A 15329-nucleotide genomic window follows, 5' to 3' on the forward strand; every position below is an offset into this window, starting at 1 on the left:
ATTCTCCCTCCTAGACAGAATAATTACGCAAACAGATATCAATTTACTGATATTGACACTAGACTTTTGGGAGTATTAATATTAATATACGGTAAGTCAATCGACTTTTAGGAATTTGTAGAAAGTTAAAAAAACCACAGCCTGCATTTCCACCAAGCAGAAAATCTCATTCTTCAGGAGTTATGACACCATACTCACAAAGTCTATAGTCATACTCAACCCCTAAAACCCACTACCAGCTAGGAATATGGACTACTTATTACTACCAGTTTTCAGCTTTATAATTGGCATCATCGTTGGTTTAACAGGAATAGGCGGTGCATCTCTGATCACTCCCATGTTGATTTTTATCTTTCACGTACCACCTTCTGTTGCCATCAGTTCTGATGTTGTAGCCGCCACATTAATGAAAGTAGTTGGTGGAGTCAAACATTGGCAACAAAAAACCCTTGACCTAGAAATAGTCAAATGGTTAGCAATAGGTAGCGTTTCCGGTTCATTGCTGGGCGTAGGAATTTTACACCTTCTCAGAAGCAGTAGAGAACAGAATATAGATAATCTTTTGCTACGCTTATTGGGAATAATGATTTTAATAGTCACATTGACAGCATTCATACAACTGTTGTTAATGACCTTTTTTCCCAAAGTCAATTTACCTGCACTACCAAAATTAAATGTCAAAACCAATAAAGGACGTTTTCTAACTGTTATTCTTGGTGCAGTTTTAGGCTTTTGTGTAGGAATTACCAGCGTTTCTTCAGGTTCTATGTTTGCTTTAGTTCTCATAGCCTTCTTCCGTTTAGATGCCCGGAAATTAGTGGGTACAGACATTACCCAAGCCGCAATTTTATTAATGTTTACCTCACTGGGACACCTGACATTAGGAACTGTCAATTGGAGTTTAGTATTCCCAATTTGGCTTGGTTCTGTTCCTGGAGTTCTCATTGGTGCTAAACTTTGCCAAATCACACCCCAACGTCCCCTCAGATTCATTATTTATAGCATCTTAATAATGGTGAGTTGGAAATTAGTAGCACAAGCATAATTACCTCCGCGTACCTCTGCGCCAAACTCTGTGTACCTCTGCGTTTTAATTTTCCTTCAAAAGTAATAAATCAAAAGTACCTCGTTCATACATAATAAACAACCCCAAACCAATTAAAACAAACGGCACTATACCCTGACCATAACGACTTAAAATATAACCAATAGCAGCTTGACGACTTAACAAATAAGCAATACCACACCAAACTCCTACCATGCCCAAAAATACAGCCAAAATTATCCCTAAACTAGCAAAATCTTGACCTGCAAATAGGGGAATGTAAATACTAATATTGTCACCACCATTAGCAATTGTCACAGCAGCAACTTTATAAGTATTGGGGTGAAGAATACTCAGCAAGAAAGAAACTATAGGGTTAGGATGTGATGGTAACAAAAAATCAGTATTAACAGTTTGAACTTCTGAACTTTCTTCCTGCCGATTTAGTAATTGTTTAACACCCATGACTATTGGCAATATTCCTAATAATCCAATAAATTCTCGCTTAATAACCAAGCCACCAAAGAATCCTGGTAAGCTGAGGATAATAATGGCAGCAAAGCCAAGATATTGACCAATAAAAATATGTCTACGGCGAAAATTATGATCTATTTGTGAAAAAAATAGTAGCAAAATAATAATATCGTCAATATTAGTGGCGGCAAAAGCAATCATGCCTTGTGTAAAAGCAGTAATAAGACTACTCATGGTAAAATTTTATCATATTACAATTTATCAACATACCAAATTTTCACGCTTCTATCGCATCTAAAAATATCCACTTTTCTCTGACTATTAGACTAAATACGCAAAATCCAGGTATACTAAATACCATTAATTTTCCAAATATGAACAGATGGAACAATATCTACAATCAACTGAAATTATTGATTGGCTTCATCCTTTAGTTCTGGAACTGGCACAAAAAATAGGTTCAAAGTATCAAACTTATGGTTTAATTGTGAGACAATAATCACCGAAAAGTAAATGCTGATAAAATCAAACTAGTTCTTTAATAAAAATATTTGTTAGCAAAATCGGGGCATAAATAAATGAGCAGTATTCTTACTGCAATTATCAACGGAGTAGTTGCGTTTGGGGCAACCAATATTGATGACCTTGTAATTTTATTAGTGTTTTTTGCTCAAATAAATGATGACTTTCGCCCTTGGCAAATTGTTCTTGGTCAATATATAGGCTTTACTATTCTCGTCATTCTGAGTTTACCAGGTTTATTGGGCGGTTTGATTCTACCTGCAAACTTGATTGGTTTATTAGGTTTAGTTCCTCTAGCTATTGGTATAAGTAGTTTGGTGAATCAAGAAACAGATTCATTGCCTGAAGTTTTAGCAGAAATTACACCATCTGCAAAATCAAAAACTCAGAATTTTTTTAATCCCCAAATTTACACCATCACACTCATAACTATTGCCAATGGTAGTGATAATATTAGCATTTATATAACTTTATTTTCTAGCATTAGATTAGATGGCTTTTTAGTAATAATCACTTTATTTTTTATTCTTTTAGCTATTTGGTGTTACGCAGCATATAAATTAACCCACCAGCAGAAAATTGCTGAGGTTTTAACCAGTTACGGTAATTATCTTGTTCCTTTCGTACTGATGGGTTTAGGGGCTGTAATTGTTTGGAAAAGTCAGGCTTTAAGTCCTCTAAAACTCCTTGCTAGTTGTCTTTGTTTGCTGGTTTTGGTGAAAAAAGCGAGCAATGACTAAAGTATTAAACGTAAGTATTCAGCTATCAGTAATCAGTAATCAGCCAATAGCAGCAATAACAAGGATGCAGAAATTTTAATTTCAGGAATGTTAGAGAGCATCTGTTTCTTTTCATTTCTTGTATTTCAAGATTTCAGGTACATAGCTGACGGCTGACGGCTGAATGCTTACTATTAAACTTGTGTCAACCATTCACTCTCTTCTGGATCTTTAAATAGTGGAGTGCTGAGGTAGCGTTCCCCAAAACTAGGCTGTACCATCACTATCAATTTGCCTTCATTTTCTGGACGCTTGGCAATTTGCAAAGCTGCATATAAAGCAGCACCAGCAGAAATTCCTGATAGCAAACCTTCTTCTTTTGCTAAACGACGACTGTAGGAAATTGCCTGTTCATCTGTGACTTGAATGACTTCATCAACAAGTTCTGAACGATAAATAGCGGGAATAAATCCAGGCCCAATACCTTGAATTTTGTGTGGTCCTGCTTTTCCACCTGCTAATACTGGACTGTTGACTGGTTCAACTGCGATCGCTTGAAAGCTGGGTTTGCGTTGTTTAATAACTTCGGAAACGCCTGTAATTGTCCCTCCAGTTCCCACTCCAGCAATGAGAAAATCAACTTCACCATCTGTATCATTCCAAATTTCTTCAGCTGTAGTGCGAGCATGAATTTGGGGGTTGGCAGGATTGCTAAACTGTTGCAACATATAAGCATTGGGGGTTCTGGCCACAATTTCAGTGGCTTTGGCGATCGCACCCCGCATTCCTTCTACCCCTGGTGTTAACTCCAACTGCGCCCCATAAGCCCTTAACATCAGTCGTCGTTCCTGGCTCATGGTGTCTGGCATAGTTAAAATTAGACGATAGCCCTTAGCAGCTGCAACCATCGCTAAAGCAATTCCTGTATTTCCAGAAGTCGGCTCTACTAAAATAGTTTGACCAGGAATAATTAAACCTTTTGCTTCTGCTGCTTCCACCATGTTTACGCCAATTCTATCTTTGACAGAAGCAGCAGGATTCATACTTTCTAATTTGACAACAATTCGCGCCAATGCTCCCCAGGTTTGAGGAATTTTATTTAACTTTACTAAGGGTGTTTTACCCACTAACTCGGTGATGTTGTTTGCTATTCGCATGGTCATACCTCTTGATAACTAGATGTAGTACATGGGACTGTTTTGAGTGCGGATTTCTCTTTCCTGGCACAAATCTTGGAGTGTATAGCCGCGTAATACTTCAATAGAAGCAATGTTAGCTTTTTCCCAAACTTCTAAAACCAAAGTTTTTTCTATAGTCGGAGTCTCAGAGTTTTCTTTCTCTTTGCGTTCCCCTTCTACCAAAGTGACAATTTCTAGCAAAGTAACCTGCCACGGTTCACGCACTAACACGAAACCACCTTTTGAACCACGCTGACTCTGGACTACACCCGCACGTCGCAGGTGAGTCAGAATTTGTTCTAAATAACGCTCTGGTATCGGTTGCTTGGCAGCAATCTCGTTCATGGTCAGAGGAACTTTTTTATCGTGGTGGGTGGCCAGTTCTAACAAGGCTAGTAGTGCGTATTCCACCTTGGCAGAAAGATCCAGAAGAGCGTAACTTTGGCTATTCAAGTCCGTACTTAAAATACTACTGTACATTGATAGATTTAACGGAATTTTTACGAAAATTATTTTCTTTCAAGTGTCGGATGTAATAGCATCTCACTTACTGCTCTCAAAATATCATAAATCTATCGGCTTACTGGTGTTTTTCCTAAAAATTCTCAAAATTAGGTAAAATCAAACAGGAGTATAAAACCCAGGAGCTAATAAAAATAAGGGTGAAGAAGTGATCTTCTGTTCCCCAATACCAATTCTTTCTTCTCGATTTTGATAGTTTTTCATGCCATAATCATGTATACTACGGTTAGAACATCGGAAAATCGTTATATTTACGCTGATGTCATTATACACAGGACTTACTCAATCATCTACTAGTAGTAATCGCCAAAATTTCACCAGGCGATCGCTCATGCCCAGTAAAAAAAATACTCTCTGGCAAATACAAAGCGGATTTGTGCTTACTTACACTTATCTAGAAGACGGTACGACAGTAGCTTTAGGATTATGGGGACCAGGAGATGTAGTAGGTGAATTCCTATCAAAAATGAAACCGTATCAAATGGAGTGTTTAACCACAGTAGAAGCAACTATTTTACCTGTGGATGATTGGCATCAACCAATAGAGACTTTACTTCATCACATCAAGCAAGCGGAAGAATTAATGCTAATTCGTAGCCATAAAAAAGTAGAAACCATGCTGATTCAATTACTAGCATGGTTATCAAAAAAATTTGGCTCACAAGTCGAGCAAGGACGGTTAATAGATATGCGTCTGACTCATGAAGATTTAGCAACACTGATTAGTTCTACCCGTGTGACTATTACTCGCTTGCTGGGACAATTGGAACAAGAAGGATTAATTGATAGACTTTCCTTAAATCGGATTGTAGTCAGACAAGAGGATGTTTGGTACTACGAAATTTGACACTTACCATGCCTAAAGGAAGGTTAAGCTTTTACAATATCTATTTAAATCTACTCATATACTCTTAAACAAGAACCTATCCTCAAGATATGAGTAGATTTAACGGAAAACAGAGGTCAATTAATCTAGCGTTTAGATACCGTCAAAACAAATACTGAACAAATACTGATATACGGTTATGTATACTTAATTATTTATCTGTTTGAACACTTTGCGCCAATTTTTGCCGCCAAGCATTAACATAAACTCTTTATTATGTTATCATTGTTACAATTTTATCAATGAAAAATTGACAATTACCTCTCCTTTCCAGGGATAAGATTGAAAAATCGAAATTTTTTGCTTTTTTCCTCTTCAAAGTAGAAGTTTTAAACCTTGAATGAAACAATTGTCACTTATCATTGGATCAAAGTCAGCTTTCTTAAGAAGTTCTACGCTTTATAAAGTAGTAGTACATCAGAAAAAATTAACTTAAATATTACAGGCTGGAGAGAAGTATGTTGGGTGCGATCGCAGGTGCTATCATTGGCTCCGTCTCTGAGCTTCACAACATAAAAACCAAGGACTTCCTACTTTTTAACGATAGATGTCATTTTACAGATGACACCGTATTAACCCTTGCAGTAGCTGATGTCATTCTCAATGCCGATGAATTTCCCGACAATACTAAATATATTGATAAATTCCAATATATAGAACAATTTAGATCTTACTACTGTGAATATCCCTATGCTGGTTATGGTGGCAGTTTTATGCAGTGGGCAAATTCCAGTAGCACAGAACCATACAACAGTTGGGGTAATGGATCTGCTATGCGCGTTAGTCCTATCGCATCTGCGTTTGATGACTTGGATATTGTATTAGAAGAAGCGCAACATAGTGCGGAAGTTACTCATAACCATCCTGAAGGTATCAAAGGCGCACAAGCAACAGCCGCATCTATATTTTTAGCTCGTACTGGTTATGATAAAACTACTATCAAATCCTATATCCAAAATACTTTTGGTTATAATTTAGAGCAAACTTTAGATGAAATTAGACCAACTTACAAACTTGATGTTTCCTGTCAAGGTTCTGTTCCCCAAGCTATTATTGCTTTTTTAGAATCAACTGATTTTGAAGATGCTATTCGCAATGCCATTTCTATTGGTGGAGACAGTGACACCATTGCTTGTATTACAGGTGGTATTGCCGAAGCATTTTATGGTGGTGTTCCAGTAGATATTGCTGAATGGATATTCACTAAATTAGATGAACATCTCTGGACTATTACTGACAAGTTTATGTCTCAATATTATGCCTAGTGTAGTGAGGCAGGGTGCAGGATGTAGGGAAATGTCCGGCTTATCGGGTATTATTCAAAATCATATCAAATATAAATTTGATGGTTGAAAAAAACTCCCGTACACAGAAAGTTTTTTCCCTATTCCCTATTTGGATGATCCTGAAAATAATCAATATGCAATATAATCATATATTCACAACTATTGCCACAGTTAATTTTGGGAGTTTAGTAAATTTCTATATTCAGTTACTTGAACAAGAACCAAAAAACTTAATTCCCAATATCTATGCGGAGTTTCAAATTAACGGATTTATTTTAGGTATTTTTCAACCCCACAAAAATTATGAATTAGAATTTGTGGTTAATACCAAAAGTCCGCTAAGTTTATGTTTAGAAGTGAGGAATTTAGAAAATGCGATCGCTCACCTACAATCTTTAGGCTATCCCCCACCAGGAGAAATTTCTACAGCTTCCCACGGTCGAGAAATTTACGCCTACGACCCTGATGGCAACCGTCTGATTTTACATCAATCCTATCAGCAGTAAAATTAAGAATTACGAATTACGAATTACCATGTCTATAACTCAAAACTACAAATTAAATCTCATTCAATGGTATCCCGGTCACATTGCCAAAGCTGAAAAAAATCTCAAAGAACAACTAAAACGAGTAGATGTGATTTTAGAGGTGCGAGATGCACGTATTCCTATAACTACAAACCATCCGCAAATGAACGAATGGGTGGGAAGTAAATCACGGGTATTGGTAATTAACCGATTAGATATGATTTCACCACAAGTGCGATCGCTGTGGGAAGACTGGTTTAAAAGTCAAGAACAAATCCCTCATTTTACCAATGCTCAACATGGCCAAGGTATCACAGCCATAGCCAAAGCGGCTCAAGCAGCAGGAGTAGAACTCAATAAACGGAGAAAAGAACGGGGAATGTTACCTCGTCCAGTTCGTGCTGTTGTGATTGGTTTTCCCAATGTAGGAAAATCAGCATTAATCAACCGTCTCTTGGGAAAACGAGTAGTTGAAAGTGCAGCACGTCCTGGTGTGACTCGTCAACTGCGTTGGGTACGAATTTCTGAACAGTTAGAATTGCTAGATGCGCCCGGTGTTATTCCCTCCAGAATAGAAAATCAAGCCGCAGCAGTAAAACTAGCTATTTGTGACGATATTGGTGAAGCCTCCTATGATAATCAGCTAGTAGCAGCAGCTTTCGTAGATATTGTCAATGAACTGCAAGAAACCCATCCTCATTTGTTACCATCACACCCGTTACTTTCACGCTATGAAGTTGACTCCATCATCCACACCGGAGAAGCATACTTGCACGTTTTAGCAGAACATCGTTATAAGGGAGATGTAGAACGTGCTGCTAGAACATTAATCACTGATTTTCGCAAAGGACTTTTAGGTAATATACCTTTAGAAATTCCACCCCATTGATTTACAAGGGGTTTCCAGCCTTTTTTGAGTAGCAAATGAGTAGTTTGAGTAGAAAATGAGCAGTTAAAAATCTGGGCAGTCAGATTTTGGTGATCATTGAAAGTTACGCGCTTTAAGGCAGAGGGCAGAAGGCAGACGGCAGAAGGTTTTAAAACATTTTGTTATCGGGGCGTGAGATTTGTGACTTCAAGGAGTGATCGCTTGCGGCTTTCTTGTGATGCAGATGTTCCATGATCCCTGCACTGCTTCAATTGTGGGAATTTTTCCTTCCTCTTTCCTCCTTCCTCCTTCCTTCTGTCCTCTGCCGTCTGCCTTCTGCCTTGTCCCAACCAAGATCACCAAAATCTGACAAGAACCTTAATGTGGGTTCAAAATCCTTGTTTGCGGTTTTGATGATTTATGTTTGCAGTTCGCTACAACTAACACTCAACTATCATATACTTCTACATCCTGGGAGTTTTTCTCCTGATTATTGACTTTTATTCCTAAAAGCTTTACATTCATTTATCGGAATAGTTGAAACTAATTTGCAAAAATACTGAGAATTCTTCCTAATGAATACCAATAAAGTGAGTGTAAATAAAAAGGGCTTATTGGCTGCTGGTGGCACATTTGCAGCCTTAACAGGGTTGGTTGTTAGCACCTTGGGGGGAATGCAAGCAACAGTGGCTAAACCCAATCCCCATCAACAAACATCTAGCTTACTAGCCCAAAAGCTAAAAACCTTAACAATAGTTTTTCCTAGTCGTTCTGATTCTACAGATTTGCAAACTAAAGCCAACGCAGTGGGCAGTTTTTTGTCCAAAGAATTGGGAATTCCTGTCAAAGCACAGATTGGTGATGATACAGCTGCTGTAGAAGCTTTACGAGCAAATCGGGCTGATGTGGCTTTCTTGAGTAGTCGTCCGGCTTTGAAAGCTGAACAATTAGCGAATGCGCGTTTATTCTTAGCTGAAGTCCGTCCCAACTATTCAGGTAGATACACCTATAATTCCATATTTGTAGTTCCCGCCAATAGCCAGTTGAAAAGCAAAAATACCGCTAAAGCGACTCTGGAACAGTTGCGCGGTAAAAAAATGGCCTTTACTTCCCCTACCTCTGGTTCTGGGTTTATTTTCCCTGTCAGTGAGTTAGTAAAACAGGGATTTGTACCCAACCGCGATCGCTTGGATGGTTTCTTTGGTCAAATCTCCTACGGTGGTAATTACAGTAAAGCCTTAGAAGCGGTGGTACGTGGCCAAGCAGATGTGGCTGTTGTATCAGAATATGCTATGTTTCCTCCATACCTCTCCGCTGAAGATAAGAGTAAGCTGAGGGTGTTGTATAAAATCTCTGGTGTTCCTGCTCATGGTATCGCCATTGATGATGATGTTCCAGTAGTAATGCGGGAAAAAATTATTAACGCTTTACTCAAGTTGAACAAGTCAGAAAACAACGAAATGCTAAAAAGCTTGTATAACTCTACAGAATTGGTGAGAGTTGATCACAATCGTCATCTTCAACCTATTCGTAATGCCTTGAAAAACGTTGGCATAGAACCATAAATATTATTAAGTACAAATCAAGTACAACTCAAGTACAACTCAAGTACAAATCAAGCACAAATTCAGAAGCAAGGCTTTAGTAATACTAAAGCCAGACATAACTTCCCACAGCCAATTATCAATTACCAATTACTGATTACCAGCGTGAAACTGATTGAATGTCATAACCTAGAGACAGCTTATATTGCATCTCTGAATCGTCCCATTCTCAACGGTATTAATCTTGATATCAATCAAGGTGAGTTTGTGGTTTTGTTGGGACTCAATGGTGCCGGTAAGTCTACTTTATTGCGATCGCTGGTAGGATTAGTCCCATTGGTGTCAGGAGAAATTCACATTCATGGTCTAGAAATGACTTCCCAAAGATTACCAAAAATTCGCCGGGAAGTTGGGATGTTATTTCAAGGTGGTGGTTTAATTCGGCAATTATCAGCTATTGAAAATGTGCTTTGTGGTCGTTTGGGTGTGAGAACAACTAGACAAACTTTGTTTGGTTTTCCTAAACGCGATCGCATTCTCGCCATAGAATTATTAGAACAACTTGGTTTAAAAGAACATATATACCAAAAAACTGCTCAACTTAGTGGTGGACAACAGCAACGAGTAGCGATCGCTCGTGCTTTAATTCAATCCCCGCAAATTCTTTTAGCAGATGAACCCATCACCGGTTTAGATGTAGTTGCATCCCAACAAGTAATGCACACTTTAGCAGAACTAAATACCGAGCAAGGCTTAACTATTATCACAGTTTTACATGATTTGGGCATGGCCGCAGAATACGCCCAAAGAGCAATAGTTTTAGATGCTGGACGTATTGTTTATGATGGCAAATGCGATAACCTGCAAGCCCAATTTCCCCAAGTTTTAAGCTTGTAGAAATATACAAAAAATATGAAAAGTAAAAATTTAAATTCCCATTTAAATTCTCATTTAAATTCCCAACTTATACGCCAATACTCTTGGATAATTAATCTCGTTATCCTGTTAGTGATGGTGGGAGTTTATATTTGGGCTTTGCGAGGTTTAAAAGTTGATTTTGAACTACTAAAAAATAGCTGGCCTTACATCACAGATTTTATTGTCAGGTTATTTCCACCAGATTGGCAGGTTGTAGATATAGCAATCAAGGCATTAATTGAAACTGTACAAATGTCTCTCTGGGGAACTTCTATCGGTGCAATTCTTTCTCTACCAATAGCTATAGCTAGTGCTAATAATATTGCTCCCTTGTGGTTGCGTTGGTTAGCAAATTTACTCCAAAATGCTGTGCGTTCCGTTCCCTCAATTATTCTCGGCTTAATATTCGTCGCTGCTACTGGTTTGGGCGCACCTGCGGGTACATTAGCTTTGTCAATTTACACCATTGGCTATCTGGCTAAATTTTATCAGCAAGCCATTGAAGCCGTAGATTCTCGTTCTTTAGAATCTTTACAAGTAATTGGTGCATCCAGGATGCAAATTGCTCAATATGGAATTTTACCCCAGATATTACCATTGGGTTTAGGTTATACCCTGTGGATGTTTGAATATAATATTCGTGCTGCTTCTGTACTGGGTGTAGTTGGTGCAGGTGGAATTGGCTTTCAGTTAAAAAGCTATATAGATGGTTTTGAATACACCAAAGCCACAACCATGATGTTGGTACTGTTGGTGGTAGTGACTGTAATTGACTTTTTCAGCAGTAAATTACGTCGCCACCTCGATTCCATGTAAACAAGGATGTAGGGTGTAGGATATAGGGTGCAGGGTATAGGGTGTAGGGTGTAGGGTGTAGTGGAAAAGGATTTTATTTCTGTCACCTGTCACCTGTCACCTGTCACCTGTCACCTGTCACCTATTCCCTTCTATAAATATTTCTGCAACAACAAAGCCAATTTATCCTTAGTTGCTGCGGGTACATTGTCTAATTTGGTTAATATTGCATATTTTAAAGCGGAATGTGCATCACTTGTAGGGGGATTTTCACTGAGGCGCTTCACAGTTTCTTCAATTACTTTTTGTGCATTTACCGCATTGCGTTGTAAATTAGCAATTACCATCTCTACCGTCACGCTATCGTGATCAGGATGCCAACAATCATAATCGGTGGCTAAAGCTAAAGTTGTGTATGCAATTTCCGCTTCTCTAGCTAACTTTGCTTCCTGTAAATTTGTCATCCCAATTATTGTCCCGCCCCAACTACGATAAAGATTTGATTCAGCTTTCGTGGAAAATGCGGGGCCTTCCATACATACATAAGTACCTCCACGGTGGAGAGTCACATCTGGTAAATTTAACGAGGCGATCGCATCAGCTAAAACTCCAGCCAAATTTTTACAAATCGGCTCACCAAATGCAATATGGGCTACAATTCCTTCACCAAAAAAGGTAGAAATACGATTTTTTGTTCTGTCAATAAACTGATCTGGTACTACCATATCTAATGGTTTTACCTCTGCTTGCAAAGAACCGACTGCACTGGCAGAAATTAAGTATTCCACACCTAATTGCTTCATTGCATAAATATTGGCACGAAACGGCAACTCCGTAGGTAACAAAGTATGATTACGACCGTGACGAGCTAAAAAAGCAACTTTTGTTTCCCCCAGCGTCCCTAGAATTACAGCATCTGATGGTGAGCCAAAAGGTGTCTGAATTTCTATTTCTTCCACATTTTTCAGAGATGCCATTTTGTATAAACCACTGCCACCAATAATCCCAATCTGTGCTAATGCCATATTTTTTAATCTGAAATTCTGAAACAGCTAAGTTATTCTACCGAAAATATGAACCTTCTCAAGCTACAAACCACGAATTAGCTTGATTTTTGTGTTTACGTAAAGCTACGAATGGCAAGTTTACTAAATCTTTGTTATTCTGCAAATACAGCAGATTGCAGGTAAATAAATTACAAGATTGAGTTACAAAACCATGCACCAAAAAAGCTTTACTGCTGACTACTGACTGCTAACTGGGAATTTTAGATTTTAGATTTTAGATTTTAGATTAAAAAAATTTGGTATAGCCCCTGGTTCTTCAGGACGGAAAAATACTCGCTGCGCTGCGTACGCTTCGCTAACGTCAATCCAAAATCCAAAATCGTAAATCCAAAATCGCTTGACTGCTGCTGTCATTTGTCTAAAAAATATATAAAATGCTGGGGAAAAAATATGCAATCTACTGTCAACTCACACACAAACAATTTAGAGCCAATCTTGGAACGCATATTTGCTAATCGCCGAATTACACGCCAAGATCAACAGATAATGATGTCTAGTCTTCTATCCAAAGAAGGACTAAGTGAAGAGAATATTCTGCAAATTAATAAAGTATTTGATGCTTTAAAAAGAGGATTGATTAAAGTGGTAGACTAAAAACAAAATCGCTGATCATGAGTAGCTTTTGTTTGAACATTAAGGGTTGGAGTAGAGGGTGTAGGTAACTCTATTCATATTTAAACTCTGTCACCTGCTATAAAACAGATGGAAATTAAATTTAGAATTGTTGAGGAAATTTACAAGCAGGGATGGAGTTGTTCAGCTTCTTGCTAACAGCTGATCTGTGATAGCTGAGTGCTTACAATCAAACTACTTGGAAACTAAAGTTAAGACTTGCCCAATTATTCACATCCAATATATATGAATCAGTTGCAGTTCCATTAATTTCCGCTGTGATTTGACTGGCATTATGTAAATCTTGAAGCAAGACTTGAGTAACTCCTAAAGCATTAATTAATGGGCTGATAGGTTGTTGATCAGAGGTAAGATATTTAGGAGTTCCCAAGGCTGTCAGGGTTTCAGTGAAGGGGGAGGTACTAAAAACTAGCTGATGTTCACAAAAGAAAATTGAGGACGGCAGCATCCAGCCAGTAGTAGCATTATTTTCAGGTAATCTGAGAGTTTGTCCTGGAGAAATAACTATGTCTTGCAGATGGGGTTTGGTATCGGAGACATTTCCCGGTGGGGAGATTAGCCAAGGATAAAAAGCGATAGCACTTCTAGTATTATTTAATCCCACTAACATTAAATATATAGGGCGATCGCTCAAATTTTCCACACGGTACTGCATTTGACTACCAGCAGGAACTGTAGGAATATTTTTTCCTGGGGTAGTCACGGCTTTATTATTTGTAGTTTCTTCACCACGACTGCGCCATGTTTGTCGTTGCATGACGACACGAGGCGATATCTTGCTGGTAATTTCTAAACTTGCTTTCACAGCCAAGCGGGAAGAACCTTCATTTTCTGTCAGTCGCCATAATTTTGCTGCTAATAAAGTAGAAAATTTTGGTGTTAATCTCTGCACTGCCACTTTCACCGCTTCTCCCACTTCTCCACCGGTATTGAGAATTAACTCACCACCAAGAGAAAAAAGACCATAACGACTAGGTGTGGTTTGTAGCTTACCAAATACATAATCAGCCCGCTGTTCTGTTGCTGCTATGTTTGCTACACGGGAAATTGCAGCAAAGGCGCTGGTAGCGTCTACACGCTCAATCCTTTCTAGGCTAGAATCCAAAGCAACTGTTAAAGTAATATTCCGTGGTAAAACACGGACTGCTTCTTGTACCAGTTGCCCAACTTGTAGGGATGCAATAGCTTCCTGGCTGGACATCTGCGCTTTTGCAGTTAACCCAGTCCGTGATTTTAATATTAATTGTTCTCCTGTGGGAAGAGTGAATCTGGAATTAACCCCATAGTATTCCCAAACTTGGAGGGGTAATCCTCCCAACCATAACTTGACTTCTTTACCATCTTCTTCCTTGGCTGTCACCACTCCTTCTGCATCGGTAGATACTAAGGGAAAATTATCAGTAATTAAACTATGTTGAGGATTTTTCTTTTCAGTCAATAAACCGGGCTGTTGTGGGCTACCCACTCTATTGATAGAACTACTGACATGAGAGAGAAGAATTTGAATGGTTGTGGCTGGGGTAGTTTCCCATAAATATTGAGTTAAAGCGTAGGTGAATAATCCTGCACTGAAACCAGAAAAGAGCGATTCTCCTGCTTGCTGATTTGGGGCTGAAGTTGCCCTCAACACCATTGCTTTGTTAACTGCTGAGTTTTGCGCTTGTAGCTGTTGCAGAAACTCCAATTCCTCAAGTGCTAATTTTGCTGTTGACAATTCAGGACGGGCGCGAAATCGCAAACTGGAGGGCTGTGTGGGAGTATAGTAACTAGTATCTAATACGGCTGTTACTCTATCTGTGGGGAGCGATCGCAATAATAATAACAGAGTTTCTTCTAATAAATAATTGACTAATCTTTTATTTTGGATATTTTCGTCCACAGGAATTAAGGCATTTTCCACAGTCTCTAGTGAAGTTGCCAATTTAACACGAGTACCATAGCCGCTAAAATGAAAAACTACTGTATCCTCAGCTTTAGCTTGCTTACTAAGTTGGTCTAAAAAAGCTGCTTCAATAAACTCCCGACTGGCTTGTTCCTCCGTTAAGGTGAGAATATCCGCAGATGCAAAGCCAAAGCGGTTAATTAACAGTTCTCTTTGCAATTCCACATCGGTTAAACAACCACTAAGGGCTGGACTTTGTGGATATTGATTTATACCGATTAATAGAGCTAACTTGCGCGGTTTGGGTTGTGCCAAAGCTTGATAATAGCGATTTCCTAAAGTCAACCACTCAGCTTCAGTTAGTCCCAATACTGCCAGTATGGAGCCAATTCGTTCTAAAAACCCACGCCGTTTCATAAATTAACTATCAGACCATAGCCCTTCAGCATCATAGCTTAAAGGG

General features: G+C 38.7%; 15 protein-coding genes. 10 read left to right on the plus strand and 5 right to left on the minus strand.

Annotated elements, in window-relative coordinates; translation table 11 throughout:
* Positions 1-247: 247 nt before the first annotated feature.
* Positions 248-1045, plus strand: coding sequence for a sulfite exporter TauE/SafE family protein (locus tag A0J48_RS01795; RefSeq protein ID WP_200319765.1), 798 nt, complete (start codon positions 248-250; stop codon positions 1043-1045).
* Positions 1046-1090: 45 nt separating this feature from the next.
* On the opposite strand, the gene A0J48_RS01800 is transcribed toward A0J48_RS01795, so the two are convergent.
* Positions 1091-1753, minus strand: coding sequence for a cadmium resistance transporter (locus tag A0J48_RS01800; protein WP_200319767.1), 663 nt, complete (start codon positions 1751-1753; stop codon positions 1091-1093).
* A 344-nt stretch (positions 1754-2097) separates the two neighbouring features.
* Between A0J48_RS01800 and A0J48_RS01810 the strand changes: the two genes are divergently transcribed.
* Entirely contained in the window at positions 2098-2781 is a 684-nt protein-coding gene (locus A0J48_RS01810; RefSeq protein WP_200319768.1) for a cadmium resistance transporter, read from the plus strand.
* 173 nt (positions 2782-2954) lie between these two features.
* Here A0J48_RS01810 and cysK read toward each other — a convergent pair whose 3' ends face one another.
* Together cysK and A0J48_RS01820 are read right to left on the minus strand one after the other, a co-directional pair.
* The gene (gene cysK, locus A0J48_RS01815) at positions 2955-3917 is read right to left on the minus strand and encodes a cysteine synthase A (RefSeq protein WP_200319770.1); all 963 of its coding nucleotides are present in this window, start codon (positions 3915-3917) and stop codon (positions 2955-2957) included.
* An 18-nt stretch (positions 3918-3935) separates the two neighbouring features.
* Positions 3936-4418 (minus strand): RrF2 family transcriptional regulator, encoded by a 483-nt coding sequence (locus A0J48_RS01820; protein ID WP_200319772.1) that lies wholly within the window; start codon positions 4416-4418, stop codon positions 3936-3938.
* Between the two features lie 301 nt (positions 4419-4719).
* On the opposite strand from A0J48_RS01820, the gene A0J48_RS01825 reads away from it, so the two are divergent.
* The 7 genes from A0J48_RS01825 to phnE all read left to right on the plus strand — a co-directional run bounded on the left by A0J48_RS01825 (position 4720) and on the right by phnE (position 11305).
* Positions 4720-5307 (plus strand): Crp/Fnr family transcriptional regulator, encoded by a 588-nt coding sequence (locus tag A0J48_RS01825; RefSeq protein ID WP_200319774.1) that lies wholly within the window; start codon positions 4720-4722, stop codon positions 5305-5307.
* A 497-nt stretch (positions 5308-5804) separates the two neighbouring features.
* Positions 5805-6611 carry an ADP-ribosylglycohydrolase family protein gene (locus tag A0J48_RS01830; RefSeq protein ID WP_200319776.1) on the plus strand — a complete coding sequence of 269 codons (807 nt, stop codon included), beginning with the start codon at positions 5805-5807 and terminating at the stop codon, positions 6609-6611.
* 155 nt (positions 6612-6766) lie between these two features.
* Complete coding sequence (locus A0J48_RS01835) at positions 6767-7138, plus strand: VOC family protein (RefSeq protein ID WP_200319778.1); 372 nt, start codon at positions 6767-6769, stop codon at positions 7136-7138.
* 28 nt (positions 7139-7166) lie between these two features.
* The gene (gene ylqF, locus A0J48_RS01840) at positions 7167-8048 is read left to right on the plus strand and encodes a ribosome biogenesis GTPase YlqF (protein WP_200319780.1); all 882 of its coding nucleotides are present in this window, start codon (positions 7167-7169) and stop codon (positions 8046-8048) included.
* A 569-nt stretch (positions 8049-8617) separates the two neighbouring features.
* Positions 8618-9592, plus strand: coding sequence for a phosphate/phosphite/phosphonate ABC transporter substrate-binding protein (locus tag A0J48_RS01845; protein ID WP_200319855.1), 975 nt, complete (start codon positions 8618-8620; stop codon positions 9590-9592).
* A gap of 144 nt (positions 9593-9736) precedes the next feature.
* A complete protein-coding gene (locus A0J48_RS01850; protein WP_200319781.1) occupies positions 9737-10468 on the plus strand; it encodes a phosphonate ABC transporter ATP-binding protein in 732 nt (243 codons plus the stop codon).
* A gap of 15 nt (positions 10469-10483) precedes the next feature.
* A complete protein-coding gene (phnE, locus tag A0J48_RS01855; protein ID WP_200319783.1) occupies positions 10484-11305 on the plus strand; it encodes a phosphonate ABC transporter, permease protein PhnE in 822 nt (273 codons plus the stop codon).
* Positions 11306-11436: 131 nt separating this feature from the next.
* Here phnE and A0J48_RS01860 read toward each other — a convergent pair whose 3' ends face one another.
* Positions 11437-12309, minus strand: coding sequence for an S-methyl-5'-thioadenosine phosphorylase (locus A0J48_RS01860; protein ID WP_200319785.1), 873 nt, complete (start codon positions 12307-12309; stop codon positions 11437-11439).
* Between the two features lie 432 nt (positions 12310-12741).
* Between A0J48_RS01860 and A0J48_RS01865 the strand changes: the two genes are divergently transcribed.
* Entirely contained in the window at positions 12742-12945 is a 204-nt protein-coding gene (locus A0J48_RS01865; protein WP_200319789.1) for a hypothetical protein, read from the plus strand.
* A gap of 208 nt (positions 12946-13153) precedes the next feature.
* On the opposite strand, the gene A0J48_RS01870 is transcribed toward A0J48_RS01865, so the two are convergent.
* The gene (locus A0J48_RS01870) at positions 13154-15283 is read right to left on the minus strand and encodes a caspase family protein (RefSeq protein ID WP_200319791.1); all 2130 of its coding nucleotides are present in this window, start codon (positions 15281-15283) and stop codon (positions 13154-13156) included.
* Positions 15284-15329 lie beyond the last annotated feature (46 nt).

This window comes from Sphaerospermopsis aphanizomenoides BCCUSP55 (genome assembly GCF_001586785.1).
Lineage (GTDB): Bacteria > Cyanobacteriota > Cyanobacteriia > Cyanobacteriales > Nostocaceae > Sphaerospermopsis_A > Sphaerospermopsis_A aphanizomenoides_A.

Coding starts and splice junctions, on each gene's coding strand:
- A0J48_RS01795 (WP_200319765.1), top strand. CDS start 248: ATGGACTACTTATTACTACCAGTTTTCAGCTTTATAATTGGCATCATC.
- A0J48_RS01800 (WP_200319767.1), bottom strand. CDS start 1,753: ATGAGTAGTCTTATTACTGCTTTTACACAAGGCATGATTGCTTTTGCC.
- A0J48_RS01810 (WP_200319768.1), top strand. CDS start 2,098: ATGAGCAGTATTCTTACTGCAATTATCAACGGAGTAGTTGCGTTTGGG.
- cysK (WP_200319770.1), bottom strand. CDS start 3,917: ATGCGAATAGCAAACAACATCACCGAGTTAGTGGGTAAAACACCCTTA.
- A0J48_RS01820 (WP_200319772.1), bottom strand. CDS start 4,418: ATGTACAGTAGTATTTTAAGTACGGACTTGAATAGCCAAAGTTACGCT.
- A0J48_RS01825 (WP_200319774.1), top strand. CDS start 4,720: ATGTCATTATACACAGGACTTACTCAATCATCTACTAGTAGTAATCGC.
- A0J48_RS01830 (WP_200319776.1), top strand. CDS start 5,805: ATGTTGGGTGCGATCGCAGGTGCTATCATTGGCTCCGTCTCTGAGCTT.
- A0J48_RS01835 (WP_200319778.1), top strand. CDS start 6,767: ATGCAATATAATCATATATTCACAACTATTGCCACAGTTAATTTTGGG.
- ylqF (WP_200319780.1), top strand. CDS start 7,167: ATGTCTATAACTCAAAACTACAAATTAAATCTCATTCAATGGTATCCC.
- phnE (WP_200319783.1), top strand. CDS start 10,484: ATGAAAAGTAAAAATTTAAATTCCCATTTAAATTCTCATTTAAATTCC.
- A0J48_RS01860 (WP_200319785.1), bottom strand. CDS start 12,309: ATGGCATTAGCACAGATTGGGATTATTGGTGGCAGTGGTTTATACAAA.
- A0J48_RS01865 (WP_200319789.1), top strand. CDS start 12,742: ATGCAATCTACTGTCAACTCACACACAAACAATTTAGAGCCAATCTTG.
- A0J48_RS01870 (WP_200319791.1), bottom strand. CDS start 15,283: ATGAAACGGCGTGGGTTTTTAGAACGAATTGGCTCCATACTGGCAGTA.